The 26,267-nt window shown below is 36.3% G+C and carries 26 protein-coding genes; 6 read left to right on the top strand and 20 right to left on the bottom strand.

Features of this window, described 5'->3' with window-relative positions:
- Position 1: 1 nt before the first annotated feature.
- The 6 genes from FH508_RS23510 to FH508_RS23485 all read right to left on the bottom strand — a co-directional run bounded on the left by FH508_RS23510 (position 2) and on the right by FH508_RS23485 (position 7,911).
- Entirely contained in the window at positions 2-1,348 is a 1,347-nt protein-coding gene (locus FH508_RS23510) for a GntP family permease (RefSeq protein WP_173479187.1), read from the bottom strand.
- A 13-nt stretch (positions 1,349-1,361) separates the two neighbouring features.
- Positions 1,362-2,903, bottom strand: a complete 1,542-nt coding sequence (gene gntK / locus FH508_RS23505; protein ID WP_173479188.1) for a gluconokinase — start codon at positions 2,901-2,903, stop codon at positions 1,362-1,364.
- Entirely contained in the window at positions 2,896-3,627 is a 732-nt protein-coding gene (locus tag FH508_RS23500) for a GntR family transcriptional regulator (protein ID WP_173479189.1), read from the bottom strand. The genes gntK and FH508_RS23500 overlap by 8 nt, the downstream gene beginning before the upstream one ends.
- Before the next feature lie 187 nt (positions 3,628-3,814).
- A complete protein-coding gene (locus tag FH508_RS23495; protein ID WP_173479190.1) occupies positions 3,815-5,131 on the bottom strand; it encodes a DUF4179 domain-containing protein in 1,317 nt (438 codons plus the stop codon).
- Entirely contained in the window at positions 5,128-5,634 is a 507-nt protein-coding gene (locus FH508_RS23490; protein WP_173479191.1) for a sigma-70 family RNA polymerase sigma factor, read from the bottom strand. Before FH508_RS23490 ends, FH508_RS23495 begins: the two co-directional genes overlap by 4 nt.
- A gap of 273 nt (positions 5,635-5,907) precedes the next feature.
- The gene (locus FH508_RS23485; protein WP_173479192.1) at positions 5,908-7,911 is read right to left on the bottom strand and encodes a YhgE/Pip family protein; all 2,004 of its coding nucleotides are present in this window, start codon (positions 7,909-7,911) and stop codon (positions 5,908-5,910) included.
- 122 nt (positions 7,912-8,033) lie between these two features.
- Between FH508_RS23485 and FH508_RS23480 the strand changes: the two genes are divergently transcribed.
- Positions 8,034-8,915, top strand: coding sequence for a LysR family transcriptional regulator (locus tag FH508_RS23480; protein ID WP_173479193.1), 882 nt, complete (start codon positions 8,034-8,036; stop codon positions 8,913-8,915).
- Between the two features lie 81 nt (positions 8,916-8,996).
- On the opposite strand, the gene FH508_RS23475 is transcribed toward FH508_RS23480, so the two are convergent.
- Positions 8,997-9,872: a LysR family transcriptional regulator gene (locus FH508_RS23475; RefSeq protein WP_139860033.1), complete on the bottom strand. Its 876-nt coding sequence runs from the start codon at positions 9,870-9,872 to the stop codon at positions 8,997-8,999.
- A 319-nt stretch (positions 9,873-10,191) separates the two neighbouring features.
- Here FH508_RS23475 and FH508_RS23470 point away from each other — a divergent pair, with 319 nt between their 5' ends.
- Together FH508_RS23470 and FH508_RS23465 are read left to right on the top strand one after the other, a co-directional pair.
- Positions 10,192-11,619 carry a YfcC family protein gene (locus FH508_RS23470; protein WP_228134210.1) on the top strand — a complete coding sequence of 476 codons (1,428 nt, stop codon included), beginning with the start codon at positions 10,192-10,194 and terminating at the stop codon, positions 11,617-11,619.
- A gap of 156 nt (positions 11,620-11,775) precedes the next feature.
- Positions 11,776-13,188 carry a M20 family metallopeptidase gene (locus tag FH508_RS23465; RefSeq protein WP_173479194.1) on the top strand — a complete coding sequence of 471 codons (1,413 nt, stop codon included), beginning with the start codon at positions 11,776-11,778 and terminating at the stop codon, positions 13,186-13,188.
- A gap of 86 nt (positions 13,189-13,274) precedes the next feature.
- Here the strand turns inward: FH508_RS23465 and FH508_RS23460 are convergent, their stop codons facing one another.
- Complete coding sequence (locus FH508_RS23460; RefSeq protein WP_173479195.1) at positions 13,275-13,766, bottom strand: hypothetical protein; 492 nt, start codon at positions 13,764-13,766, stop codon at positions 13,275-13,277.
- 234 nt (positions 13,767-14,000) lie between these two features.
- Between FH508_RS23460 and FH508_RS23455 the strand changes: the two genes are divergently transcribed.
- A complete protein-coding gene (locus tag FH508_RS23455; RefSeq protein ID WP_173479196.1) occupies positions 14,001-14,150 on the top strand; it encodes a hypothetical protein in 150 nt (49 codons plus the stop codon).
- A gap of 130 nt (positions 14,151-14,280) precedes the next feature.
- Complete coding sequence (locus FH508_RS23450) at positions 14,281-14,499, top strand: hypothetical protein (RefSeq protein WP_173479197.1); 219 nt, start codon at positions 14,281-14,283, stop codon at positions 14,497-14,499.
- Between the two features lie 177 nt (positions 14,500-14,676).
- Here FH508_RS23450 and FH508_RS23445 read toward each other — a convergent pair whose 3' ends face one another.
- The 5 genes from FH508_RS23445 to FH508_RS23425 form a co-directional block, all read right to left on the bottom strand.
- Complete coding sequence (locus tag FH508_RS23445; protein WP_173479198.1) at positions 14,677-16,407, bottom strand: cache domain-containing sensor histidine kinase; 1,731 nt, start codon at positions 16,405-16,407, stop codon at positions 14,677-14,679.
- Positions 16,408-16,409: 2 nt separating this feature from the next.
- Positions 16,410-17,180 carry a response regulator transcription factor gene (locus FH508_RS23440; protein WP_228134209.1) on the bottom strand — a complete coding sequence of 257 codons (771 nt, stop codon included), beginning with the start codon at positions 17,178-17,180 and terminating at the stop codon, positions 16,410-16,412.
- A 455-nt stretch (positions 17,181-17,635) separates the two neighbouring features.
- A complete protein-coding gene (gene msrB / locus FH508_RS23435; RefSeq protein WP_173479200.1) occupies positions 17,636-18,748 on the bottom strand; it encodes a peptide-methionine (R)-S-oxide reductase MsrB in 1,113 nt (370 codons plus the stop codon).
- Between the two features lie 18 nt (positions 18,749-18,766).
- Positions 18,767-19,294, bottom strand: a complete 528-nt coding sequence (locus tag FH508_RS23430; RefSeq protein ID WP_139860151.1) for a redoxin family protein — start codon at positions 19,292-19,294, stop codon at positions 18,767-18,769.
- A gap of 15 nt (positions 19,295-19,309) precedes the next feature.
- Positions 19,310-20,026, bottom strand: a complete 717-nt coding sequence (locus FH508_RS23425; RefSeq protein WP_228134208.1) for a cytochrome c biogenesis protein CcdA — start codon at positions 20,024-20,026, stop codon at positions 19,310-19,312.
- Between the two features lie 205 nt (positions 20,027-20,231).
- On the opposite strand from FH508_RS23425, the gene FH508_RS23420 reads away from it, so the two are divergent.
- Entirely contained in the window at positions 20,232-21,437 is a 1,206-nt protein-coding gene (locus FH508_RS23420) for an MFS transporter (protein WP_217270331.1), read from the top strand.
- 83 nt (positions 21,438-21,520) lie between these two features.
- On the opposite strand, the gene FH508_RS23415 is transcribed toward FH508_RS23420, so the two are convergent.
- The 7 genes from FH508_RS23415 to FH508_RS23385 all read right to left on the bottom strand — a co-directional run bounded on the left by FH508_RS23415 (position 21,521) and on the right by FH508_RS23385 (position 26,142).
- Positions 21,521-21,793, bottom strand: a complete 273-nt coding sequence (locus FH508_RS23415; RefSeq protein ID WP_139860156.1) for a hypothetical protein — start codon at positions 21,791-21,793, stop codon at positions 21,521-21,523.
- Positions 21,790-22,458 carry a hypothetical protein gene (locus tag FH508_RS23410; protein ID WP_139860158.1) on the bottom strand — a complete coding sequence of 223 codons (669 nt, stop codon included), beginning with the start codon at positions 22,456-22,458 and terminating at the stop codon, positions 21,790-21,792. Before FH508_RS23410 ends, FH508_RS23415 begins: the two co-directional genes overlap by 4 nt.
- 258 nt (positions 22,459-22,716) lie before the next feature.
- Positions 22,717-23,130, bottom strand: a complete 414-nt coding sequence (locus FH508_RS23405; RefSeq protein ID WP_228134207.1) for a MarR family winged helix-turn-helix transcriptional regulator — start codon at positions 23,128-23,130, stop codon at positions 22,717-22,719.
- A 74-nt stretch (positions 23,131-23,204) separates the two neighbouring features.
- Positions 23,205-24,689, bottom strand: a complete 1,485-nt coding sequence (locus tag FH508_RS23400; protein ID WP_173479203.1) for a serine hydrolase domain-containing protein — start codon at positions 24,687-24,689, stop codon at positions 23,205-23,207.
- Between the two features lie 70 nt (positions 24,690-24,759).
- Positions 24,760-25,407 (bottom strand): hypothetical protein, encoded by a 648-nt coding sequence (locus FH508_RS23395; protein WP_173479204.1) that lies wholly within the window; start codon positions 25,405-25,407, stop codon positions 24,760-24,762.
- 1 nt (position 25,408) lies between these two features.
- Positions 25,409-25,816 (bottom strand): permease prefix domain 1-containing protein, encoded by a 408-nt coding sequence (locus tag FH508_RS23390; protein ID WP_173479205.1) that lies wholly within the window; start codon positions 25,814-25,816, stop codon positions 25,409-25,411.
- On the bottom strand, positions 25,813-26,142 hold the full coding sequence (locus tag FH508_RS23385; protein WP_173479206.1) for a PadR family transcriptional regulator: 330 nt from the start codon (positions 26,140-26,142) through the stop codon (positions 25,813-25,815). The genes FH508_RS23390 and FH508_RS23385 overlap by 4 nt, the downstream gene beginning before the upstream one ends.
- Between the last annotated feature and the right edge of the window lie 125 nt (positions 26,143-26,267).

Genomic DNA, 26,267 nt, shown 5'->3' with positions numbered 1-26,267 from the left:
TCTACACGAATATATTAAGTAATAAAATAAACACTAAACCTGCAACAGAGACAACTGTTTCTAGCAATGTCCATGTAGCAAAAGTTTCTTTCATGCTTAACCCAAAGTATTCTTTAAACATCCAGAATCCTGCATCATTGACATGGGAAGCAATTAAACTACCTGCACCAGTTGCTAGTACCATTAAAGCTGGATTTACATCATTTTGACCTAACAGTGGGATGACTAGCCCTGCTGTTGTTAAGGCGGCAACTGTTGCTGAGCCTAATGAAATACGTAAAATAGCCGCAATAATCCAAGCTAATAAAATCGGTGATAACGATGTACTATGGAATAAATTTGCTACATAATCACCAACTCCGCCATCAATTAAAACTTGTTTGAAGGCGCCCCCGCCCCCGATAATTAACAGCATCATACCTATATGCGTAATCGCTACTGTACAAGATTCCATTACCTGTTTAATAGGGATATTTCTCGCAATTCCCATTGTGTAAACGGCAACTAATAAGGAAATCAACATCGATGTTCCAGCTTCTCCGATAAAACGGATAACTGCTAAAATGCTGTTATCTTCAAAGCCCATTGTTTTTTGGAGCAGTGTAATAATCGTCGCGATGGACATTAAAATAACAGGCAATAATGCAGTGAATACACTAATAGCGAAGCTAGGCGTTTCTTCCAGCTTAAATGTTTTTTGTTCACCTAGAGATGCGATATTACCCGTTTTGTTGAATGAATCTGGAACTAACTTTTTAGTTACTTTAGTTAGAACTGGTCCTGCTAAAATAACAGTTGGAATGGCGATAATAAAACCATAAAGCAATACTTCCCCGATGTTTGCCCCAAACTCTCCAGCGATAACAGTAGGCCCTGGATGCGGAGGCAAAAATCCATGTGTGACAGATAAAGCTGCTGCCATTGGAATACCTAGATACAAAATGGATATTTTTAATTGTCTTGAAATTGCAAAGACAATCGGAATTAATAACACGAGTCCTACTTCAAAGAACAGTGCGACACCGATAATAAAGGAAGCTACTACAACTGCCCATTGGATATTCTTTTCTCCAAATTTGTTAACAAGCGTCATGGCAATGCGTTGCGCACCACCAGAATCGGCGATTAACTTGCCTAGCATTGCTCCTAGACCAAATATTAATGCTAAGTGCCCTAGCGTACCGCCTAACCCTGCTTCAATTGTCTTGACAATGCTATCTAAAGGCATCCCTAGAGCCAAAGCTACACCAAATGACACGATAATTAATGAGATAAATGTATTTAATTTAAAACCCATTATTAAAATTAGCAGAGCAATAATCCCAATACATACAATAACTAATGGCATATATTCTCCTCCTTTAATTCGAGCTTAATAAGCTTCTTTGATAATTAGATATAGATGAATACTCGTCTGTTAAGACTCTAGATAAACGAATGAAAATAGGGAGTAGTTGTCTATATTCTTTTGCAGCTTCTTCTATTGGTGTGTGTGTATAGGTGTCACCAACCATATCTGCAGCAATCTCAAAGGAATGAATTTTTCCGAGAGCATATAAACCTAAAATACAAGCGCCAAGGCATGAGCTTTCATAGCTTTCGGGTACTGTTACTTCGGATTCAAAAATATCGGCCATCATTTGTCTCCAAATGACAGAACGAGAAAATCCACCTGTGGCTTGAATGCGTGTGACAGGGCTTTCCATATATTCGAGTAATGCTAAATACACCGTATATAAGTTATAGATAACCCCCTCAAGAGCGGCTCGTATCATATGTTCCTTTTTATGAGATAGTGTTAAACCAAAAAACGAGCCACGTGCATTAGGATTCCATAAAGGCGCACGTTCTCCTGATAAATAGGGATGAAATAGTAAGCCATCCGCGCCAGGTCTTACACGTTCAGCAATTTTTGTTAACACTTCATATGAATCAACACCAAGTCTTTTGGCTGTTTCCACTTCAGAAGAGGCAAATTCATCACGAATCCAACGAAGAACCATACCACCATTGTTTACAGGTCCACCAATAACCCAATGGTTTTCTGTTAAGGCATAGCAAAAAATTCTACCTTTCACATCTGTTTTAGGTTTATCAATAATGGTACGGATGGCACCGCTTGTTCCAATTGTGACAGCAATTTCACCTTTTCTAATGGCATTAACACCTAAGTTTGAAAGTACGCCATCACTGGCACCTATGACAAAGGGTGTTTGCGGGTCAATGCCCATTTGTTTTGCTAAATCAACATGGCAGTTCTTAAACAATGTTGTTGTTGGTACAAGTGTCGATAATTGTGCTCTTGTTATTCCTGCGATTTTTAAAGCTTCTTCATCCCAATCTAAAGTATGAAGATTCATCATGCCCATAGCGGAGGCTAGTGAATGATCCACAACATACTGATTGAAAAACTTTTTAAAAATATATTCTTTTATACCAATATATTTTTTTGTTTTACGAGCGATTTCAGGATGGTCATTTACAATCCAAGTAATTTTACTTAAAGGGGACATTGGATGAATAGGTGTACCTGTTCTTTTATAAACCTCGAGTCCATTCCATTGATCTTTAATTTTAAGTGCCCATGCTTCACTGCGATTATCTGCCCAAGTGATGACGGGTGTTAACGGTATGTCGTTTTCATCTACAGCGATAATACTATGCATAGCACTGCTAAATGACACAAATAATAGGGGCTTATCCGAGTGGTGTTTCATAATATTCTTTATGACTTGAAGCACTGCTTGGAAAATCTCTTCAGGATTTTGTTCAGCTGTCGCAATATCGGGTGTGTTTAGTGGATACCCGATACTATCCTGTTGAATAACTTTTCCGTGTTCACTGAATAATACGGCTTTTGTGGTCGTAGTACCTATATCAACACCTAACATATAGTTAGTCATGTTCTAGTTCAACTCCCTTAGATAGTAATTGTTGTGACCGCCATAAGTCATCCACTTTCCCTTGAACATCATGGAAATTTTCGTGTAAGGATTTAATCATGAGATCTCGATCTTTTTCTCGAATGGCCTCAATATACAGTTCGTGATTTTTTATAATACGAGTGAAATCTTCGTACTTTTCTTTGAAACGCATACGCATTGATAGCAAAATAAAGCCTTCCATTACTGGCTTTAAATTAGTCCAAATCATCGTGATATAGGAATGACCAATAGATTGAATTATAGTCTCGTGAAAAATAACATCCTGATAAGAAAATTCGTCCGCATCATTGTATTTAACTGCAATTTTCATCATTTCTAATATTTTGCTAAGTTCCATCGCTAAAGTAGTTGTATCCATTTTGATAAGACGTTCAAAGACAAATGTTTCAATTAGCAAACGAACATCATAAATTTCTTCAATTTCTTTTTCTGGTAAACCGATGACAACAGCACCCATTCTTTCTAATCGAATGATATTCTCGGATGCTAGTATTTTCAGGGCTTCACGAATAGGTGAACGGCTTACTTCAAAATCGGCTGCTAATTTGTTTTCAGACAGAATGGTACCGCTTTCAATTAAGCCTGAGAGAATGCGCATTCTAAGCTCGTAAGCGACGCGATCTCCTGTCGAAGCCTTAGAGAGCCATTTTTGTGGATATAAGTAATCCTTAGAATCATTCATAATTTCACCCTTTTTATAGTTTTAGTATACTTGTATACAAGTATTATAATCTGAAAGAAAATAAGATTGCAAGCGTCTTAATAGGAACGGAATTAGTAGGGGGATACTTTAACTTTGGAATTTAGAAAGCAAACAAAGCCAGCGAATTTTTACGATAAGTAAAATTCACTGGCTCTCTATAGTAATATTATTTAAGTTCTAACTGGATTCGCCCAACACCATTTAAATATTGTTCATAGCGAGCGATCTCAAGCTTTACAGGATTAACAGGAAGCTTTTCGACATTATCCATATCGAATCGCTGTCCAATGACCATATGGTTTTCATTCTCTGAAATCCACGTGCTGTTTGCATAATAAATTTCACCATTAGCGTCAATTAATTGATTAAACACGCCTTTAAATTCATTTTTTTTATAGGTTAAAACTTTATATTCAATTTCAAAGTTATCTTTTATTTCAAGCTCGATATTAATATTCTTAGGCTGAGTAATGATTTCTTTCTTGTCAAAATCAATTACTACTATATCATCAGTCTTATCAATGGCTTCAATTTCTCGAAATTCAATTGTAATACTTTTTGGGATACGGAAATAATTGCTCTCGAGCATGATGCTAAATTGTTTATCTTCATAATTACCAAATCCAGAATAACCGTTTCGAATTTTGCCCCATTGCTCTTGATGTTCATCATATATGCGAATATCATCAAAGTTTAATATTTTCTTGGAATTCGATGAATCAATCGACATTTTTAATTCAGTTCTAATCGGAGAAATTATAAGCTCATGAATAGTAAAGCCTTGCCCATCAACAGTTAAATGTTTATTAATAGGGTATTTTTTCGATGCTTTAACTTCATTTTTTAATGTAAAGGGTATGTCAAAGACTATTTCTGGATGCTCTCTAAGAGACAAAGTAATTTCAAAATCTTGCGATGAATAATCCATACCTTGGCTTGCGGCCACTTCAATTGTATTTTCCACTTCAAACGTTCCTTCTTGCTGTGCTGACCAACTAGTTCCTACAGATGCATAGATTTGTTCACCTTGCTGTGTAACCTCTGTATTGATGCCAGTGATATTCGCTAAGTCTTCATCTGATTGAAGTTTATAGGAAATGATCATTCCTGATTCATCTGCCACAACACTTGTAATCGTAAGCGTTTTTCCATCGATTGTTTGGCTAACATTTATAGGTTCGTAATAGTCATTGTTAATAATATCTTTAATGCCTTTATCTAAAGCAATCATTTCAACAAGTGGTTTTAATACTGGAATTTGTGCCATCGTATAAGCAAGAGCGGGCGATACCCTAATGGAACTAATAAGGGCAATCATGAGAATCGCAGCAGTAATCACAACTTGTAAAAGTCGCTTATGACGAGTTCTTTTTTTCAATTGCTTGTATGCCGTGAACTGTTTATTTGACTGTAATGATTCCATAGGCACCGATTCAAGTAACTCTAAATATCTTTGTTGCTGTTCATTGTCCAGCTGGCTCATGTAATGCCCCCCTCTCCTAATAAATGGCGAAGTTTTTTTAATGTTTTATGTAATCTTGATTTAACTGTGCCTTCAGGTATTTTTTGTATCGTGGCAATTTCGCTGTTTTTTAAATCTTTAAAGTACTTCAAATGAATAAGCTCCTGTTGTTCAATAGGTAGCTTTGTAATAACCTCATTAAGTTCAAATAGTTCCTCCATTTGCTGAGGTTGTTCTCCTATATCATCTGTTACGACAATGCGTTTTTGCTGACGTTTCATCATTAAACATGTATTGATAACAATGCGTACGAGCCACGTTTTAAAATACTGAGGCGACTGCACTTTATGAATGTTTTTTAAGCATTGATACGTCATTTCTTGTAGCGCATCATTTGCATCATGTTCATTTTGCATATAACTATACGCAACGCGATACATAGGTTCTTTATATATTTGTAAAAGGCTTAGCTGTGCTGCTTCATTTCCATTAATCGCTTGTTTGGCAAGTTCGATTTCGTCCATCTCCATGCCTCCTTTAATGATTAGATGCACCAAGTAAATCATTCGTTCATTTTATTTTAATAATTTTATAAAACACTTTTTAGTGGGGAAATTTTGGGTCAGCAGTAGTCGGGAAAATCGGGGGAGTTGTTGAACTTTAGAGATGTCGTGTTACATAAAGAAATCCCTTCCATGAAAAACCGTATCACAAGTAAACAGAGTATGCCAAATAGAAAAAAGGAGCCTTTCGATTAAGAAAGGCTCCTTTTATTTTCTTGCTAGTGAGTAATCGCTTTATTTAGCGATTTCTACAGTAGGTTGATCTTTATGCTGGATGTGACTTGAAATCCAAGCAATGATGAAAGCGATTAAAAGATAGATGAGTAAAAGCGATCCTTGTGTGACTAAGTTTGACCAGCCACCGAGGGTAATCACTTCTTGGAAACCTTGTAGTGAGTGCGCCATCGGCAAAAATGCGCCAATCTTAGCTAGTATAGGATTTCCAAGCTCACCAGGGAAAGTTCCGCCACATGTTGCTAATTGGAATACTAATAACGTAACAGCAATAAATTTACCGACATTTCCTAATAAAATAATGAGCATTAGGATGAGGGTCATGAAAGTGAGGGATACAATCATACTTGAAAGGAAGAACAGAGGTACACTTGCTACTTCTAATTTAAATCCTAACAATATAACGATATCTACAATAATAGATTGAATGAAACCAACTACGTAAACTAATCCTAGTTTATTAATAAAGTGAACGGTACCAGTCACTTTAAGAAGTTCTCTGCGTCCTAGTGGCAGAATATTAGAGGCCATAATGCCCCCAACGAATAGTGCAAGTGACAAGAAATAAGGTGCGATGCCTACACCATAGTTTGGAACGTCAGATAAATCAGATTCTACTAATTCGATTGGTTGCGCAAACATCGATGTCGTTGCATCGCCAGATTGAAGCGTAGATGTTTTTACTGAAGCACTATTTAGTTTGGATGCTAGCTCGTTAGACCCCACTACTAAAGAGGAAAGCCCTTGCTGTAGTTTTGGGAATCCGACTGATACTTCATTGATGCCATTAGATAGAGCTGTAATGCCCGTATTAAGCGTAGTAAAGCCTGTAGACCATTTTGCAAAACCATTTGCAAATTCAGTCGCTCCTTGGTGAAGTTGTTTTGCCCCAGTGGTAGCTTGAGTCATGTTTGTGCCAAACGATTGCATGCTAGTTTGAAGAGTAGTTTGACCAGTAACGATTTTATTTGCAGCTGTGCCTACTTGTTGTTGCCCATCTGCTAAAGTGGTTTCTGTTGCAGATAATGTCTCTGCTAAAGCAATGATTTGTTGAAATGCTGAATCTTGCTTCGCTTCGGGATGGTCTTTTATATATTGAACTAATTGCCCATTTAAATCACTTGCAGCTTTAGCTGCTTGTTGTTGTCCTTGAACTAGCTCTGTATTTTTTGTAGACCAGTCTGTCATACTTTGGCTAATTTGACCGATTCCTGATTGAAGGGATTGTTCAGCTCCAGTTAGTTGCTGTAGTCCACTATATAGGGAGTCAGAACCGCTAATGAGTCCTTGTGCGCCATTAGATAAGTTTTCCTGCCCAGCTGAAAGGTTTGTACTTCCCGTTTGAAGTTTTTGAGCGCCTTCATCTAAACTGTGAATGCCGTCTGCTAACTTATCACTTCCACTTTGTATGGCAGTCGCTCCTTTATAAAGCTGTTCAGCTCCAGTTCCAGCCGTAGCAAAACCAGTAGAAGCATCCTGGAATTTAGTGAGAATAGATTCAGAATAAAACTTCGTAATGCTAGTGTTAATTTTCGTTTTCATTTTTTCCACGGCTGTTGTAGTAATCTGTGAAGCGACAAAGTTTTTCCCAGGGTTAATTTCATATGAAAGCTTAGCTGTTTTTGGAGTTTCTTCCATTAAAGTGGTTACACTTTTGGAGAAATCCTTTGGAATGGTGATGACCATATAATAGTCGCCTGCTTTAAGTCCCTTATCAGCAGTTTTTGCAGAGACAAAATGGAAGTTTAATTCTTTACCTTCCTTCAGTTCGGTAATAAAGTCATCACCAACATGTAAAGATTCATCATCTATAGTAGCTCCTTCGTCAAGATTTACGACAGCGACGGGGAGTTTGTCTAATTGACCATATGGATCCCAATATCCTGCTAAAAAGAATCCAACGTAAATTAAAGGAACAAGAATAAGAAAAATAAAGGCTGTTCGTCCGTGCTTATGTTTCCAAATAGCCACTAAGTCTTGCAATATTAATTGAAATCCTTTCATGAAATAATCCTACCTTCCTATTTTTAAAAGATTATTTCATAATAATCTATTATATATATGTTGTATAATACATAAATCGTTATTATATAATAGATTTAAATCTATGCAATAGGGGGAACAATATGGAACTTTTACAGTTAAAGTACTTTCAAACGGTTGCTCGGCTTGAACATATGACAAAGGCAGCAGAGCAACTTCAAATTGCACAGCCGTCACTCAGTAAAACCATTGCTCGCTTGGAAGAGGATTTGGGTGTGGCGTTGTTTGACCGAGAACACCGTAAAATTAGCTTAAATGAAGCGGGAAAAATCTTTTTAAACCGAGTGGAAAGAGCATTTGCAGAATTAAATGAAGGTCAAAGGGAACTGGCTCAATTCTCTGAGCAAGATCAAAAGAGCATTACATTGGCAGTAACGATCCCAAGAGTATTGCCTGCATTATTAGGTTCGTTTTTATCGAAGTATCCAGATGCTCGTTTTCAACAGTTTCTAAAGTCTGTGTCGTCTATGAAAAAATTGTTGATGGAAGGGGAATTAGATTATTGTATTTCTTCCGTCCCTATTGAGGGTGAGGGGATTAGATGGGAGCCACTCATTACAGAAGAAATTTTTATTATTGTGCCTCCTAATCATCGGTTAGCCAATAGGGATAGTATTCAACTGGCAGAAGTGAAGGATGAGGCGTTTATTAGTATGAATACAGGGTTTGGCTTCCGCAGCTTGACGGATCAGTTTTGTCGGGAAGCAGGGTTTGTTCAAAATATTGCTTTTGAGGGAGACGAACCTTCCGTTATTTCTGATCTAGTAAGACAAGGATTAGGTGTTGCTTTCGTCTCTGAATTATCTTGGGTTCCAAAGTCAGAGGAGTTCCCACATAAACTGCGGATTGTTGAACCAGCTTGTCAACGAACAATTGGGCTAGCGTGGTCCGAAAAACGCTATTTAACGCCTATGGCTAAACAATTTCGTCAATTTGTGTTTGAATACTTTTCCACTCTTGCTTAATAATTTAAAATTTAAGGTTGCATCTAATAGATGACCCATTTAGTAAGTAGGGTCATCTAATAGTAGGCTTTTGTCCCTTAACTAATTATTACTTAGGGGTCGAAACATCTTAGACATTGAACTATAAAAGTCTTGTAAAATTGGATTGCTTAGGTTTTTGGTTAAAGCAATGAGTTTGACTGGAATGTTCGACGTATAGGTTTCTAAAACGGTTGCCGTGCCATCCTCGATTTCCTTTTTTATTCTGTTTGTCCCAATCACTCCGAGATACGGATGATTGAGGACGGCATTTTTTATGCTCTCATCACTATTACAGTGAATCGTATTGGGGAAATGAATTCCTTTGTTTAATATTTCAAATTTTATAAAGGGAGCTCTTAGGTCGACCAATACAGGATATTTTGCTAAGTTGCTTTCCATTTGAGAAGTGTCATTCGCCACTTTCCTTGAAGAGAATAGCACTAGGCTTTCATAATCAATGCATTGATTGGAAATATCCGAGTTTAACGTTCTTCCATTTACAATAGCAAAGTCCATCTCATTTTGGGTTACCTTTTTTAAAGCCTCATCACTACTATCTACAGAAAAAACCTCTATTAAAATATCTTGGTTCCTTTTCTGGAAATTCACTATATGTGGTAGAAAAAAGCGGTCACAATGTTCATCTAATGCACAAACGCGAATAACTTGCTTTTCTCCTTGGAATTCTTCGATTTTTCTTTGCAACGTAAACATCTCATTTAAGATATTTTTTGCATGTTCATAAAGAATTTCTCCAGCTTTAGTTAACTTCCTTTTATTATCTACTTTTTCAAAAAGGGGTACGCCAATCTCATCTTCTAAATGCTGTAAATGCTTTGTAACAGTAGGTTGTGAATAATTAAGGCGCATTGCTGCTTGGATTAGTCTTTTTTCTTCTGCTACGATCTGAAATGTCTGAAGGTGTCTAATTTCCAATTAAGTAACAACCTTTCCTGTTAATTTCTGAAGCTATAAAGTAAATAAAAATGATTATATATTGCTGATTTAATTTTTGAAATATAATTATAACGCGAAATATTTAAAATAGTAATATTGAATATTCACTATTAGAATATCAACGACCTGTAATGCATTATAAAATGAAATCTATGAAAGCGTTAGCAATATTGGGTATTTTCTAAATTTTTCTAATTTTATTTTTAGCCGAGAGGATGATTAAAACTCGACCGTTTTTTAGAGTTCATTCATAGTATGACAGATTGCTTTTTACACAAATCACAAAGGGGTGTTATGTTTGAGTACTGCCAAACCATTAAAGATAGAAGAGGGTACTGAAAAAAAGAAAAAGAAAAAGGGCGGGTTAAATGCCTATGTCTTGATGTTTTTAATTATTACTGTTCTTACAGTATTAACCTATGTTATTCCAGCTGGTCAATACGATAGATATGAGGAAAATGGCAGAACGATTATTGATCCTACTAAATTTGAATATATTGACAATACACCTGTAGGGTTGCTAGACATGTTTAATGCTTTCCACCAAGGGATGGTCAAAGGTGCACCAATTATATTATTTGTTTTGCTAATTGGTGGTGCGCTTGGGATTATGCAAGCTACAGGATCTATCGATGCGTTAATTCGATTTACTGCGCAAAAATTTGGTAAAAAGAAGAAATTAATTATTCCAGTGATGGTACTGCTGTTCTCATTACTAGGGACCCTTATCGGAGCGGCTGAAGACTCACTGGTTTACATTACGATTGTTGCTCCAATGACGATTGCTTTAGGTTTTGATGCGCTAACAGGCGTTGCGATAGTATTTCTCGGTATGATAGGTGCCGGATTCACTGCTGGTATAACAAATCCATTTACAATCGGTGTTGCGCAAACAGTTGCCGAGCTCCCAATGTACTCAGGTATGGGCTTACGTATCGCGATTTACGTAATCTTCTATATTTTATCGGTTGCCTTTATTTTACGACATGTCAATAAAATCGAGAAAAATCCTGAACTAGCTGAATACGGCAAATTTAACCCGAATGAAAGAATTACGTTTGATGATGATTTCAAGTTGAGTAAAAGACATGCACTTTCTCTTTTAGTGTTCTTAGGATGCTTTATCGCGTTGATTTATGGCGTTATTAGTCTTGGCTGGTACATCAGTGAAATTGTAGGAATTTTCTTATTAGGTGCAATTATTATGGGTCTTATCGGAAGACTTTCTGGAAATGAAATGACAGATGCATTTTTAAAAGGATGTTCTGAAATGATTTCAGGTGCGATGATTATTGGGATTGCTAATACAATTCTTGTCGTACTTACTTCAGGCAACTTATTAGATACGATATTACATGTTACTTCTAATTTACTAAATGGCCTTTCACCAAGCGTGACAGCGGTAGGGATGGCAGTTGTCAATTTCTTTATCCATTTCTTAGTACCATCTGGAAGTGGACATGCATCATTAGTAATGCCAATTATGGCACCGTTAGCAGATCTAGTTGGAGTATCAAGACAAACTGCTGCATTCGCTACTGTAATGGGTGGCGGTGTCTCTAGTTTAATTATCCCGACAGGTGGCTTATTGTTAGCAGCTTTAGGTATGATGGGCATTCCTTATTCAAAATGGGCTAAATGGGTATTCCCATATGTTGCTATTCAAATTGTCATTGTTGTGATCTTTTTATTTATTGCCCAGGCAATTAATTATGGGCCGTTTTAATAGCGAAGATAGATCAGTATAGAGCGTTGACTCTTTTCTTTATTCGCCATTTTGCTGAGGTGAAATGGCGAAATAATAGGGAAGTATGATGCATTTGTTAGGATTTTGAGCTTAATAAAGTTCTAACAAAAATATTATTCTAACGGGGTGAATGAAATGGATTATCGTACTATTTTATCAAAGGTTATTGAAGAAAAAAGACAAAAATTAATTTCTGTAAGTGATCAAATTTGGGGTTATGCAGAAACAGGATTTGAAGAGTTCCAATCAGCACAATTATTATGTAACACTTTAGAAGAAGAAGGCTTTACTGTAGAAAAGGGAGTAGGCAATATCGATACTGCCTTTATTGGTAGTTATGGTACAGGGAAGCCGATTATTGCTGTATTAGGTGAATTTGATGCACTAACGGGCTTAAGTCAAGTTGGTGGAGATATTCAGTACAATCCAGAAGTCACGAATGGTAATGGACATGGGTGTGGACATAATTTACTTGGTACAGGGGCATTAGCTGCGGCCATCGCAATTCGTTCATATTTAAAGGAAAACAATCTTGAAGGCACTGTTCGATACTATGGATGCCCTGGCGAGGAAATCGGTAGTGGTAAAACCTTTATGGTAAGAGAGGGACTATTTGATGATGTAGACTTTGCTGTATGCTGGCATCCTTGGTCTCGCAATTCTGTCTGGTCCATGTCATCACTTGCTTGCTATGAAGTTTCCTTTAGATTTAAAGGGAAAAGCTCTCATGCCGCTAGTACCCCTCATCTTGGTAGAAGTGCACTCGATGCAGTTGAACTTATGAATGTCGGAGTTAACTATTTACGAGAACATATTATTCCTGAAGCAAGGGTTCATTATGCTGTAACAAATACAGGTGGTGTTTCACCTAATGTTGTACAAGAAAAGGCGGATGTATTGTATTTCATTCGTGCACCACGCGTAGCTCAGGCAGAAGAAATTTATCAACGTATTTGTGATGTCGCAAGAGGAGCGGCTCTTATGACTGGTACGCAAGTTGAAATTGATTTTGCTTCTGCAGCTTCTGATATATTGCCGAATAATACATTGGAAAAAGTGATGCATGATAACTTTGTTGCCCTAGGTGTTCCACAGTATGATGAAAAGGAACAACAATTCGCGAAGGACATCCGTGCAACTTTATCGGAGGCGGATAAAAAAGAAGATATTAAGGCGAATAAAGAACTAAAAGGCAAAGATTTGGCACATGTTATCGATCCATTTATTCCATCTAACGGAATATTACCAGGTACGAGTGATGTTGGCGATGTTAGTTGGGTTGTCCCAACCGTACAATGTATGGTGGCATGTGAACCGATAGGAACACCGCTTCATACTTGGCAGATTGTTTCAACAGGTAAAACGTCAATTGCACATAAAGGCATGCTACATGCTGGTAAAGTTATGGCGGCAACTGCTATTGAAGTACTACAAAACCCAGAAATTCTTGAAAAGGCGAAACTAGAATTAATTGAACAACGAAACGGGGAGGAATATGTATGTCCGATTCCTCCTGAAGTAAAAAAGTATAAACTTCAAACTGTTTAAAATAGATAAAATCCACTGTGCTTCTATACAGCGCAGTGGATTTTTACTATTGAGGAGCAATTAGAAAGGAACACCCTTTTAGGTGCTTAACACCAAACAATGACTTCATGTGGCGTAGTTTGTGCAGGAATGCTTCTTGTCGTAGGTCCATACACAACAATGAGAGTACGATTTGCAGGGCTCTTTGAAAAAGGCTGCCCATTTCTAAGCAAAATCGGCGTGTATGGAGCAAGGTTTAATTGTAATTGACCATCACTACTTAATAATTGGGAGTTAAAAAAGTCTACTTTTACATTTTGATAGCTATTTTCTTTAGCAATGATCAGTGCTTGATATTGTGGAGGATAGATTAACGGGACAGGTGCATTTGCATCATAATAGCCAACAATACGATCACCACGGCTTACGACCTCTTGATTTACAAAATAAGTAGAAGGCGAAATAACAAAATTAACAATGCCGCCTGCACCATTTTCTACTGTCATTAACGTATAACATCCTTCACTTTCACCGTTTTGCCCGACTGCAAAATCATTTATCTGTGTAACTGTGCCCTGAAAAAAATTAAAATTTACCATAGCCATTCCTCTCTTAAAAAAGTTTAATCAATTATTGAAGGTGACTTTTTGTGTCATTAGCGAAGTAACCTTCTTTTAATACCATGTCATTTTAATCTATGTCACAAAACATTTATGGGTGACAGTATATGTTTTAGCTTAATGTCATTATAAAAAGGAATAATATATTTTTTTCACAAATCACTATATACTAAACATGGACTAAAACGTAATTTTTCTAAGGAGGGGAGCCTTTTGAATTGGATTTCTAAAAATAAGAAACCCTTTTTAGCATTCATCGTTATTATCATAATTATTGCGGGTCTGCTCGATATTAAATATGAGGGACTATTCTTTCAAATGTTACCTAAATCTTTGCAATCTTATTTAGCTAACATGTTTTAAAAACGTTTCAGCTTACATGACCCTTTTTATAAATAAAAACGCATGAGGTTGGCCAAACTTTATGATGAAAAGTATTTGAACAGAGATTAACTGTTTTATTACTTTTCAATAAAATCAATGGGGGATGGCTATGTCAAATATAAACACAAATTGTAACAATGCAAAAGTTCGGGACAAGCATAGTGCGAAAAAACGAGAAGTAAATCAAAACGGTAAAAAGCTCTATAAAGAGGAGTTTGGATCTGATTTCGATATTGATGCAACATCCGCTCAAGCAAATAACTTTCCTGAAGCACGGGGGAAAACCGATACCCAGCAACCAGTAAGTGAGCGAACTGCATGGCACTAGTTTGTATTTGACATCTATTCAATTCATTGAGTTAAAGGACTAAGGTGGAAGCCTTAGTTCTTTTTTTATAATGAATACAGATTACTGCTTTTGCGATTTTCCTGTAGAAGTTGCCCTATAATAATAGGCATCAAGCGTATGACCTTCTTGATGCCTAATAAAAACTGTTTAGCCATTTTAATTTATTTCCTGTGGAATTTTAATTGTGACAGTCGTACCGATTGTTGGGCTTGAATTAATTGTAATTCCATAGTTAGAACCATAGTATAGCTTAATACGTTGATCTACATTTTGAATGCCAACCCCACCAAGCTTAGTTCGCTTCTCGGTAGTATCCGTACTTAGTTGTTTAACGTTAAAGCCTTGTCCGTTGTCTCGGACTATTAGCTCCACATCTTTACCACTCGCTATTGCACTAATATGAATATGTCCATTATGAGGGATACTTCGAATACCATGATATAAAGCATTTTCAACAATTGGTTGTAAAAGAATTTTAGGCATTCGTACATTTCGGATGGATTGATCACAGACAATGTTGTAATTTAACTTATCTCCGTAACGCTCTTTTTGTATAAACAAATATTGACGAACATGATGCAATTCATTTTCTACGGTTGTCATTTCATTCCCGCCACTAAGCGATAAGCGGAAAAATTGAGCAAGTGCTTTTGTGATTTCTATAACCTTCTCACTGTCATTAAATTCTGCCATCCAAACGATTGTATCTAAAGTATTGTATAAGAAATGAGGGTTGATTTGACTGTGAAGCGCACTAATTTCTGTTACTCTTAAGTGTTTTTCCTTTTCCGTGATTTCCTGCATTAATTTTTCAATTTGCACAATCATACTATTGAAATGTTTTGCCAAACTTTGTGCCTCAAAGCATCCTTTTTCATCGATTGGTATTTCTTTTAAGCCATGCTCGATATTTTGCATTGCTTTTTCTAGACGTTGGAAAGGTATCGTGATTCGTCCTGCAAATAAAGCAACACTAAAAGCAGCTATAATAAAAAGAATCATGCCTACTAATAAAAAGATTTCGAGCAGTTGCCTTTTAATCATTAATAGCCCGTCTTGGGAAGAGACTCCAACAAAGGTCCAGTCGGCATTGTTCAGCATATAGGTGTGCGTCAACGTATTTTTTTCTTTATCATAGCCCGCTTGATTGGTGATAATTTGCTGTAATTGTTGTTGTTTCAAATGATTTTCAAAATACGCGGTATCCATATGATATACGACTTCGCCGTTGTCATTCATAATAAAAGAAAAACCATTCTTCCCTAAATCTAAGTTAGCTAAAAAGTCTTCGATAACTTTATATTGAATATCGATAAGCAAAACACCAATATTTTGACCTTCAGCATTTTTAATTTCGCGGCTAATCGAGATTACCCAGTTATCTTTATCCATTGAAAAGTGTTGCATGCGTGCAGATGTCAGTACAGGCTTACTGCCATTATTAACAGCTGCCACATACCATTGTTCCTTCATCATATTGCTCGACATACTCATAATTAGGCCCTTTTCATTGGATAGGACTTGCCCGTCTTTACTAACAATAACTACCGATTGAATGAATCGATCCGTTGCCATCGTTGTTTGAATCAAGGACAATACATTCTGTTTAATAGTAGGGTCTCGCTCTGCACTCGAAAAATACGTTACAAGCTGAGGATTTTCAGCGAGTAAACCAGATACTGCTTTGAGCCGATCGATATAGAGGTCAATATACATACCGCTCTTTTCAACGGCCGTTTTCGTGCTAGAGGTTGCTTCACTTAACACGACAGAAGAAATACTGTAATACAAAATAATGCCCATTAATAATAAAATAAGTGCACTCGCTTTTAAATAATGAAGGGCAATTTGCATGCGTAAAGTTTTTAATATATTTGATTTCTTCATCGCTACTCTCTCATTTTCTCTCTAAATTGATTTGGAGAAATATCAAATTTCCTCTTGAATGTGGCGCTGAAATAATTGGGGTCCTCAAAGCCTACTGCCGCTGCAATTTCGTACACTTTCATATCTGTACTAAGCAAAAAAATTTTTGCTCTATCTAAGCGGATTGATAGCATATAATCTTGAAAGTTTTTACCGTATAGGCTCTTAAATAAGCTACTTAAATAAGAATTGCTGAGTGCCATTTTTTTTGCTAAATAACTTAATGAAAAATCGACGTTTGCAATATTGCGGTCAATTTCTTTTTGTATTTTCGCTTTATAGCCCATGTCATTATTTATATTTGTTTCATTCAAAAGGCCTTCCACAAGACGAGATAGCTCATGTTGACTTTGTGTTGCTTGAATCTTTGCTATCAGATTTTTTAACGTTTCTTGAATGTCTTTTTTAGAAACGGGTTTTAAGACGTAATCATCAATGCCCGCCTTTAATGCCGTTACAGCATAATCAAAATAATCATAACCAGTAATAATAGCGATTTTTACATTCGGTTTAATTGTTTTTGCTGAAATGGCAAAATCGAGGCCATTCATCTTCGGCATATTAATGTCAGCTAAAACGAGATCAGGATGGTGGTTTTTAAAAATTTCAAGTGCGGTCTCTCCATTTGATGCCTCAAATACTTCCGAAATGGAAAGCTCCTCAAAGTTAACAAATGAGCGAATTCCTTTTATAATAATCGCTTCATCATCGACCACTAATAATTTGTACATCATATCACCTCTTTGAGAACAAATACTTAAAGGGACTGTTCGATTAGTAACTCCAAGCACGCAAAAAAATAATATCTAAATCGTAAAAATCCACTGCGCTTTCCGCGGGCACAGGGTAAGCCGCAACCCTCGCTGTCGCGCGGATTGTTGCGTCTTACATCGTGTGCTGTTCCCGCAGGAGTCTACGTGGATTTTTACTTGGCTAGTAATAAATAGGACTGCATGCAGTGCTAGGATTTTTAATTGTGTCAGTGCCTGGCACTTTCGTAAAAATCCACTGTGCTTTTTCGCGGGCACAGCGTAAGCCGCAACCTTCGCTATTGCGCGGATTGTTGCGGCTTATGTCGTGTATTGTTCCCACAGAAAATTTTTGTGGATTTTTACTTGTGCCGCTCGTCATAAATAGGACTACTTGTTGAGCTATAAAGATTCAGAATTGTGTCAGTGCCTGGCACTAGTTATTTAGTTAGCTGTACTAAGTAACCATAACCAGCAGATTCCATTTCAGCTTGTGGAATAAACTTAATTGCAGCACTATTGATACAGTAACGCAAACCACCGCGATCAATAGGTCCATCATTAAACACATGTCCTAAATGACTATCGCCAGTACGGCTTCTCACTTCAATACGGATCATATTATAGCTAGTATCTACGAACTCTCGCACTACTGCTGGATCGATTGGCTTAGTAAAGCTTGGCCAACCACATCTAGAGTCGTATTTATCCGCTGATGAAAATAGTGGCTCACCTGTGACAATATCAACGTAAATACCTGGGTCGTAGTTGTCCCAATATTCATTAGAATAAGCCATTTCCGTACCATTACCTTGTGTTACTCGATATTGCTCTTTTGTTAACATTTTTTTAATTTCCTCATCACTTGGCTTTGGATATAGCGCTGGGTCGATAAGGGATGGCATTTCTTGATCTTTCAATGAATCAAACTCTACATGGCAATAGCCATCTGGATTTTTTTCTAGATAATCTTGGTGATATTCTTCTGCAAGTGTAAAGTTTTTAAGTGGCTCGACTTCAGTAACAATCGGGTCATCATAGCGTTCTTGTTCTTTTGCAACTACCTGATCAATAATGGGTCTATCTGCTTCATCTGTATAGTAAATACCTGTACGATATTGTATACCGCGGTCATTTCCTTGCTGATTCAATAAGGTAGGGTCAATAATTTGGAAGAAATGTGTTAAAATCTTTTCTAAATTAACTCGTTCGGGATCATAACGAACATGAACGGTTTCCGCATGTCCTGTGTTCCGCCAAATAACATCTTCATATGTTGGATTTTCTGTATTGCCATTTGCGTAACCTGACGCTGCATCATAAACACCATATACACGCGCCATATATGCTTCTACACCCCAGAAACAACCACCTGCAAGCCAAATATCTTTTAAATTATTTGTATCAAAATTTAAGTTAACGTTTGGGTTTGGTGGATATTTCGATTCTGCTTGGGCTGTACTTGCACGACTAGTTAACAAAGAATTGTTGACCGAGCATGCTGATAAAAATAATAAAATACTAAATAATACGCCGAATAGTTTAATATTCATTAAATTTACCTCCTTTTATTATTGGATACTTTTAAATTTCTCAATAATTTGTGGATTGCTTACATGGCCAGGGAGCGTTTGAATGAGTTTACCATCTGAGCCAATATAGGACGACGTTGGATAGGCTCGTATATTGTATTGTTTCGCGATTGCACCATCTTCATCTAATAGCACTTTAATATTGGATGTACCTTCAACACCATTAAACCATTTAATAAATGCATCACGCTTTTTTTCATTATTGAAATTGGGTGATACGATGCTTAAAACAACAAAATCCTGCTCTTCACCAGCCAGTGTATTTAATTCCTCTAATCCTGCTAAGCAAATAGAGCACCAAGAAGCCCAAAATTTCACATATACTTTTTTGCCTTTATAGTCAGCAAGATTGTAAGTGTCACCTTTTGTATCAACTAATTCAAAAGATGGAGCGATAGTCCCTTCGTTTTTCGCTGCCGCTTTCGTAGAGGATGTAGAATCCCCCGCACATGCACCCAAAAGAAACACTGCTGCTAACATAATAACGAGCAGTTTAAAATTGTACATGTTAAGTCTCCTTTCTTATTGTGGAATGAACGTAAGTAACAGATTTAAATTATTTGTCATTAAGACAATGCCCATAAAAATAATGATAAGCCCACCGATAACTTTGATTTTCTCCGTATGTTTATTCAATTTTTTTACATGTCGTAATAGGAAATCAGAGAAAATAGCGAGAAGTAAAAAGGGGATTAATAGCCCGAGTGCATAGAAAAACATCATAAGTGCCCCGTAAGCTGCTTGCCCCTCACTTGCTGATAATCCTAATACCGCCCCTAAAATAGGTCCGATGCAAGGTGTCCAGCCCATACTAAACGTGAGCCCTAATAAATAGGTACCAAGTAAATCACGTTTATCGCTTCTACTCAGTCGTACTTTTGTTTCTTTATGAAGCACAGCTACTTTCAATAGACCTATTTGATGTAGGCCGAGTAACACTACGACTGCACCGCATATGGCGATAAACCAGTCTGTATTAATAAATGCACCAAGAAAACCAGCGCCAAATCCTAAGATGACAAAGCTTGTAGAAAGACCAAAAACAAAAATGATTGTCTTAAAAACTAAATGTAGATTCACTTGCCATTTAAATAGAGGCAAGCTGTGTTGTATAGTGACACCACTTGCATTGGTTGAAAGTACTGAAAAGTAAACAGGTAGTAAAGGGACAATACAAGGAGAAAGGAAAGACAGAATCCCTGCAATAAACACCGTACTGAATAAAAGCTGTTCGTCCACGATCGAAGCACCACCTTTCTTGTATAGTTTTATAGTAAGAAAAGTGAAGGAAAAGCAACATAGAATGATTTTATGTAACTCTTAGATATGATCTTGTAATGAATTTATAGAGAGTTTGCAAGGATGAGTAAAAAATTCGAATGGCTTTATCCATAATATTTAGAAGTAAATGGTAAAATATTAAAAAGGAGGGATTGCGGTGGGGATGATTCGGAAATATGGAATGTTATTAGGGGGATTTGGCTTTTCTTATCTTGGAAATTGGATTTATCTCGTTGCATTAAATTTAATGGTTTGGCATTTAACATATTCTGCAACAGCAGTTGCAGGTATCTTTATTGTTGGCCCGATTGCACGCATATTGACCAATTTTGTGGCAGGCTCAATCATTGATCGGTCGAATAAGAGAAATATTATGATAGCAATGGATATTATACGTGGGATCATCGTTTTCCTTATGCCATTTATGACGTCTATTTGGCTTATTTATAGCTTGTTATTTTTAGCGAATATTGCAAGTAGTTTTTTCGGGCCAAGTAGTACATATTATATTGCAAAATACGTAAGCGATGAGGATAAGCAACGTTTTAATGCATTGTTAGGCACTTTAAATTCTGGTTCTTTTATGTTAGGTCCTGCAATCGCAGGTGTCCTTATTGCTGTTTTTAATATAAGTATCGCTATATGGATTAACAGTGTGACCTTTTTTGTTTGTGCGTGGGTTATTGCACGTTTGCCGAATATAGAAGAGGAAGTAAAAGAGAAGCGTGTAGTGCTAACACTCAACGTGATTATAGCTGATTTTAAAGTAGTTTGGGCTTTTATATTGCAGCAACGGAATTTCCTGAAATTTTTTATGTCCTATCAAATTGCGCTAATGGTTGCTTTTGCATTAGATTCTCAGGAAATGACTTTTATAAAGAAAGTTTTATCTGCTTCGGATAGTCTTTACGGTGTATTAGTGAGTATTGCGGGGGTTGGTGCTATTGTTGGTGGCTTATTGGCGATGGTTTTAGTACATAAATTTTCGATCGCTACCTATGTAGGGGTAGGACTTACTTGCACGATGTTATCCTATACGGGCTTCTATGCTTCAAGCAATATTTGGTTTGCTACGTGTTGCTTTATCACGTTAGGCATTTTTATGGCATTCAGCAATACTGGGTACGATACGGTCTATCAAAAAAATATCCCGCCCAATTTAATGGGGCGATTCGGCAGTTCTGTTAGCCTTGTTCAAAGTGTTATACAAATTGTGCTGACCTTTAGTTTAGGTATATTAGCAGACTGGTTTTCTTTACAGCTAGTTGCAGTTATTTTTGGTGTAGTCGGACTTGTATTTGCACTCTTTATGTCTTTCCATATAGTAACAAATAAGCAAGCATTGCAAATCAGGGGAAATAAAAATTAGGAATTAGTTATAAAGGAAAAAAAGTGATAGAAAAGGTTCGAACAATAGGGTGTTAAATTTGAACCTCTTTATCATTTATAGCTCTAGATTTTTAGCATTGAGAAACAAAATGTTATGGAACGTTTTACATAAAGCGAACAATAAAACAGTAAGCCCGACACAGCAAGTGCTAAAGGGAGACTGAGAATGACTGGAACATCAACGCCAGGCCAAATACTCATATTTATTTGATCCACACCTACAGTCCTTAAAATGCCAGCAAGTATTGCTATTAAAGCACTGACAACTAGCCCTACGTAGAGCACAGCGAGAACCAAAAGTGCTAACGAGCAAAAAAATCCACGTATTATTATCATCGTTGCTCCCTCCGAATAACCTGCTGCACTTTCGCATTAGGGGAAATAGAATAACTTTTTGTGTAATAAAGCGTTTGTATTGTACAATGACTGCCCACTACAACAACATCTCCTTCCACGACCTCCGCATTTGTATAGGTAAGACGCAAATGTTTTCCTGTTATCGAGTGACAATGAAGTTTTTTTCTAAGGATTGAAATTGAAAAGGTATCCTTCTCTATCGTTAGTTCATCTGCAATTAAGCGGTCAATCTCGCTTGCTCCTGATAACTTTAAATGAAAATGTGCTGCATGTATTTCTTGTGCTTTAATAAAGCCAATTGCTTGAAACTGTTGCACTTGTAGCTGTTGCTCAATTGTTAGTTTTCCTGAGCTATTAATAGGCGAAAATTGACCATTACGTATTTTTAAATTCCCTGCATTTGTGACCTCAGCAATTTCACAATAATCCTTCATCACACAAGAGCCTGTATTTTTTAAAACATGCGCAATTACACTCGAATGGAATGAGCTGTGCCCATGGGTAGAGATTGTTTTTAATCGAATTTCTCGATGAAAAGAAACAGCTCCGCGAATCTTTAAATGTTGACAAGTAGGTGCTAAATCATTAATAGTGCCGCTCGTAATCGTCATACTATGTTGCTTTTGTATAGGTTCCTTAGACATAGTAATCACCTCTTTGGTTTAATTAATATATATTTTAATTATTAAAACATATATTAATTAAAGTATATGTCGCTTTAATTTGTCAAGAACAAAAAATGTTTATGGTGAATGAAGGAAAAAAGGATTTTCATTTTTTTAACTTCTATGGGAGTGTGGACATAGGTTCAAGAAAGGGGATTTTAGAAATGAAAAAGACTGTAGACAAGATTCGAAGCTTTTCGAATTTGTTTACAGTCTGTAGTTAATTTGCTTGAAATCTTAAAAAATCTTTTGCATTAATTGATTCACTTCAATTAACACTTTTGCTATATCGGCTAATTTTTCTTGTGGGAATTTCAAAAATATATCATGGACTTTTGTTTCTCCATCAGTTGTTAATACCATGTTTACGACACGTCTATCCTCATTTTCTCGAACTCGTTGTAATAAATTTAATTTTTCTAGTTTATCGCACATAGACGTAACAGCACCAGGAGTTACGCTAAAGAAATCTGCAATTTCCGTTGCTTTCATACCACCGTTAATTTTTAGCTGAAGGAGTAGGATTAGCTGATTTTGCGATAATGATTCACCTTCTGATAGCAGATTAACAAACATCATCGACTTTTGTTGTATTTCAAGCATTTCTCGCATTATCACTTCTACATTTTGCATTGGATTATTTTTTAACAATTGATCACAGCCTATTAAAATATTTACTAATTAAATTATATAGTAAGTATATGAAGTATGTTAAGTGAATAACATCAAGGCAACGCATTTACATCTGCGTTAGGTTTCTTTAACAGTAGTTTTCCGAATAAGATGACACCCACCATTAAAAGAAGTATAGGTATTATAAATAATAAATGTCCTATTCCAGGCGCAAATAATGTTACCGTAGATAGTGGACCAAATAATTGGGGGAATCCAATTAAGATAAATAAAGGAATTAGAAAGTTAAATACAATGAGAGAGAACCAATTAACAACTGTTCGGAAAATTGATGTTTTATGATTGTTATGTTTAAAAATTATATAAATAGAACGTGTAATTAATACAATGATAAGTACAAAAATTAAATCAAAAATTATATATTTCATAAAAGGGTTTCTTTTGGTGTTAGAAGGTTGTTCATGATGGACAAGTTTGTTAAGGCCACTAACTATGGCATCATATTCATTTAAATTAAAATAATCCATAGCATTGATTTGAAGACTAATACCGTAATCCCCATCTAACAACACTTTTGAATAAGTGTTTTCTGTCCATCCATTGTGGGAGATGGCATCATTCGTTACTTCCCAACCCATAGCATAATAGGTATCATGCGCAACGAGTGAGTAAGGTTGATGCAGAGCATTCATGGCATTTGCTGACAAAATATTTTTTCCATTAAAGTGACCTTCATTCAATTGTGCCACCATGTAATTAGCCATATCTTCTGCGCTAGAAATAATGTAACCAGAAGGAACGGTGCCGTCATGGATTAATTGCTCTGTTGGTACCTTAATGCCGAATACGGTTTGATAGCCGTGTGCGATCGTATTGTTAATATCATCTTTTGGATCAGCATAGCTATTGTTCATGTCGAGCGGCTTGAAAATAAATTCATTCATATACTCTTTATAGGGTGTATTTGTTACTTGCTCTATGACTGCACCTAAAATGCTGTAATTTAAATTCGAATATTCGTAGTGTTCGCCTACAGGTGATGTCACATTGATATTTTCTAAGCTTTGTACATGTTCTTTTAATGTTTTATCTCCGTGCGATATCGCTACTTGACCATCATATGTAGAAAGACCGCTCGTTTGGTTTAGTAAGTGTTGAATCGTTATTTTGTTAGATTGCTCTTTATTTGCAAGTTGAAATCCTGGTAGCACGATGTATACTAAATCGTCTAAATGAATTTTCCCTTGCTCTACAAGCTGCATAATGGCAAGTGCTGTAAATGACTTACTAACTGATCCTATAACAATAGGTGTTTGCGGTGTCATTTGTGTGCCATCTGGGCTAGAGACGCCATATCCTTGCAAATATGCAACTTGGTCTTTCTTAACGATAGCAAGCGAAGCACCTGGAATGTTTAATCTCTCGATTTCTTTTGCCATAAATGCATCGATAGCAGAAATATTAAGAGCTTTATCTGTAACATTCTCACTGTTTGCAAAAACAACGTCGTTACAGGTTGTGAATAGCATCAGCAAGGTCATGGCGAAAATTTTTAGAATGGCTAATTGTTTATACATAACGTACATTCCCTTTAATCGTATTTTGTTAAATAGGGACAGGCTACTACGAGAGTGATTGCATAATGCCTTACATTGTCGAGCTTTTATAAAGCCTTCTTTTATAAACATAAAAATACATACTTAGTGGCCACCACAGAACTAGGAAGATTGGATAGATAGCCCAAATGACGCCTGGTGAGGAAACGATGTTGACGATAATAAAAAAGATACTGATGTGTATGCTAGCGTAAACTGAGAATGCAACAAATGACTTTTTCTTAGCGTGATATAGTGATAAAGGCCACCATATAACTAAAAAGGCAGGGTAGATTGCCCAAGGATATTGAGGGGACATAATGAAATTAGTTATTGAATAATAAATGATTGTGCTTGCACAGCCAATAAGTGCAATGTTCATAGATTTAGCTTTTTCCTCTAAAAACATAAGAATAGGCCACCATATGATCGGGTAAATGGCGTATATGAACCATAAATGCTGCGGTGTATATAAAAGATTTTCAATAATAAGGAAGGCAATGACCATGGCACTGCAAATGACAGCATACTGTTTATATAGTTTTTTTGACATGAAATATAGAGTGATAGGCCATAGTAATAACAATAAGCAAGGGTAAATAAACCATATTGTGTTAGGTGTTGTTGAATAATTGACAATTCCTAAAAACAGCATAGTCATCAAGCTACCGACAACTGAAAAACTAATGTAATGCTTCATTTTACTCACTCCATTTCTTACGGGACCATACGAAATACATTGAAAGCGGCCACCATAATATTGCGAAAATCGGATAGATTGCCCAGATTGTATTTGGTGTGTAATATAGATTGATAAAAATAAAGAACGCTGATATTAAGCCACTTCCCCATAAGGAAAATTCTAAGTTTAACTTCGCCATACTTTTCTTTGCTGGTGCTTTAACGCCTAATTCCTTTTTTAAATCGTCAATATCTCCAAATTCAACGATTGCTTTATTAATGGCATCCTCTTCATCTTTTCCTTGCTCCATTAAATAAAATACTTTTTCCTCTAGATTTTCGATGATTTCTTGTTTTACCATTTCGGTTTCATTATTGCGTGGCATGTCTTTAAATAGCTCATCAATATGATGTTTGATTTTTTTCATTCTAAGCCCTCCATAAATAAGTCAATAATTTCCTTCACTTCCGTCCACTCTTTAACAAGCTCGCTTAAATAAGCTTTGCCTAATGTGGTAATGCGATAATATTTCCGTTTGCCTCCATGTGAAACATCGCCGTAATAGGCTTCAATTACTTCTTTTTTTTCTAAACGTTGAAACACTGCGTATAAAGTTGCTTCTTTAATTTGAAAACGATTATTTGTACGGACGCTTATTTCTTGGGAAATTTCATACCCATAACGATCCTTCTCTAAAATTAGCCGTAAAATAATGGAGTCCAAATGTCCACGAATAATGTCACTTCGAACCATAAGTCACCTACTTAACTTTTATTGCTCTATCTGATGGAGTAATATTAGCAAATATTACTCTGTCTGTCAAAGTAATATTTGTTTGCTTTTTAGAAAAATTTTTACAAAATACAAAAGCCGAAAAT

Origin of the sequence: Lysinibacillus sp. CD3-6 (assembly GCF_006351725.2) — a bacterium.
Classification (GTDB): domain Bacteria; phylum Bacillota; class Bacilli; order Bacillales_A; family Planococcaceae; genus Lysinibacillus.
This window is presented reverse-complemented; position numbering and strand designations above follow the sequence as displayed.

Bases quoted from the DNA above. Each gene is read 5' to 3' on its own strand.
- FH508_RS23485 (WP_173479192.1), bottom strand. From the start codon at position 7,911: ATGAAAGGATTTCAATTAATATTGCAAGACTTAGTGGCTATTTGGAAA.
- FH508_RS23440 (WP_228134209.1), bottom strand. From the start codon at position 17,180: ATGATGTACAAATTATTAGTGGTCGATGATGAAGCGATTATTATAAAA.
- FH508_RS23465 (WP_173479194.1), top strand. From the start codon at position 11,776: ATGGATTATCGTACTATTTTATCAAAGGTTATTGAAGAAAAAAGACAA.
- msrB (WP_173479200.1), bottom strand. From the start codon at position 18,748: ATGAATATTAAACTATTCGGCGTATTATTTAGTATTTTATTATTTTTA.
- FH508_RS23500 (WP_173479189.1), bottom strand. From the start codon at position 3,627: ATGAATGATTCTAAGGATTACTTATATCCACAAAAATGGCTCTCTAAG.
- FH508_RS23445 (WP_173479198.1), bottom strand. From the start codon at position 16,407: ATGAAGAAATCAAATATATTAAAAACTTTACGCATGCAAATTGCCCTT.
- FH508_RS23480 (WP_173479193.1), top strand. From the start codon at position 8,034: ATGGAACTTTTACAGTTAAAGTACTTTCAAACGGTTGCTCGGCTTGAA.
- gntK (WP_173479188.1), bottom strand. From the start codon at position 2,903: ATGACTAACTATATGTTAGGTGTTGATATAGGTACTACGACCACAAAA.
- FH508_RS23495 (WP_173479190.1), bottom strand. From the start codon at position 5,131: ATGAGCCAGCTGGACAATGAACAGCAACAAAGATATTTAGAGTTACTT.
- FH508_RS23390 (WP_173479205.1), bottom strand. From the start codon at position 25,816: ATGAAAAAAATCAAACATCATATTGATGAGCTATTTAAAGACATGCCA.
- FH508_RS23400 (WP_173479203.1), bottom strand. From the start codon at position 24,689: ATGTATAAACAATTAGCCATTCTAAAAATTTTCGCCATGACCTTGCTG.
- FH508_RS23460 (WP_173479195.1), bottom strand. From the start codon at position 13,766: ATGGTAAATTTTAATTTTTTTCAGGGCACAGTTACACAGATAAATGAT.
- FH508_RS23385 (WP_173479206.1), bottom strand. From the start codon at position 26,142: ATGGTTCGAAGTGACATTATTCGTGGACATTTGGACTCCATTATTTTA.
- FH508_RS23430 (WP_139860151.1), bottom strand. From the start codon at position 19,294: ATGTACAATTTTAAACTGCTCGTTATTATGTTAGCAGCAGTGTTTCTT.
- FH508_RS23410 (WP_139860158.1), bottom strand. From the start codon at position 22,458: ATGTCTAAGGAACCTATACAAAAGCAACATAGTATGACGATTACGAGC.
- FH508_RS23450 (WP_173479197.1), top strand. From the start codon at position 14,281: ATGTCAAATATAAACACAAATTGTAACAATGCAAAAGTTCGGGACAAG.
- FH508_RS23510 (WP_173479187.1), bottom strand. From the start codon at position 1,348: ATGCCATTAGTTATTGTATGTATTGGGATTATTGCTCTGCTAATTTTA.
- FH508_RS23415 (WP_139860156.1), bottom strand. From the start codon at position 21,793: ATGATAATAATACGTGGATTTTTTTGCTCGTTAGCACTTTTGGTTCTC.
- FH508_RS23395 (WP_173479204.1), bottom strand. From the start codon at position 25,407: ATGAAGCATTACATTAGTTTTTCAGTTGTCGGTAGCTTGATGACTATG.
- FH508_RS23490 (WP_173479191.1), bottom strand. From the start codon at position 5,634: ATGGACGAAATCGAACTTGCCAAACAAGCGATTAATGGAAATGAAGCA.
- FH508_RS23420 (WP_217270331.1), top strand. From the start codon at position 20,232: ATGATTCGGAAATATGGAATGTTATTAGGGGGATTTGGCTTTTCTTAT.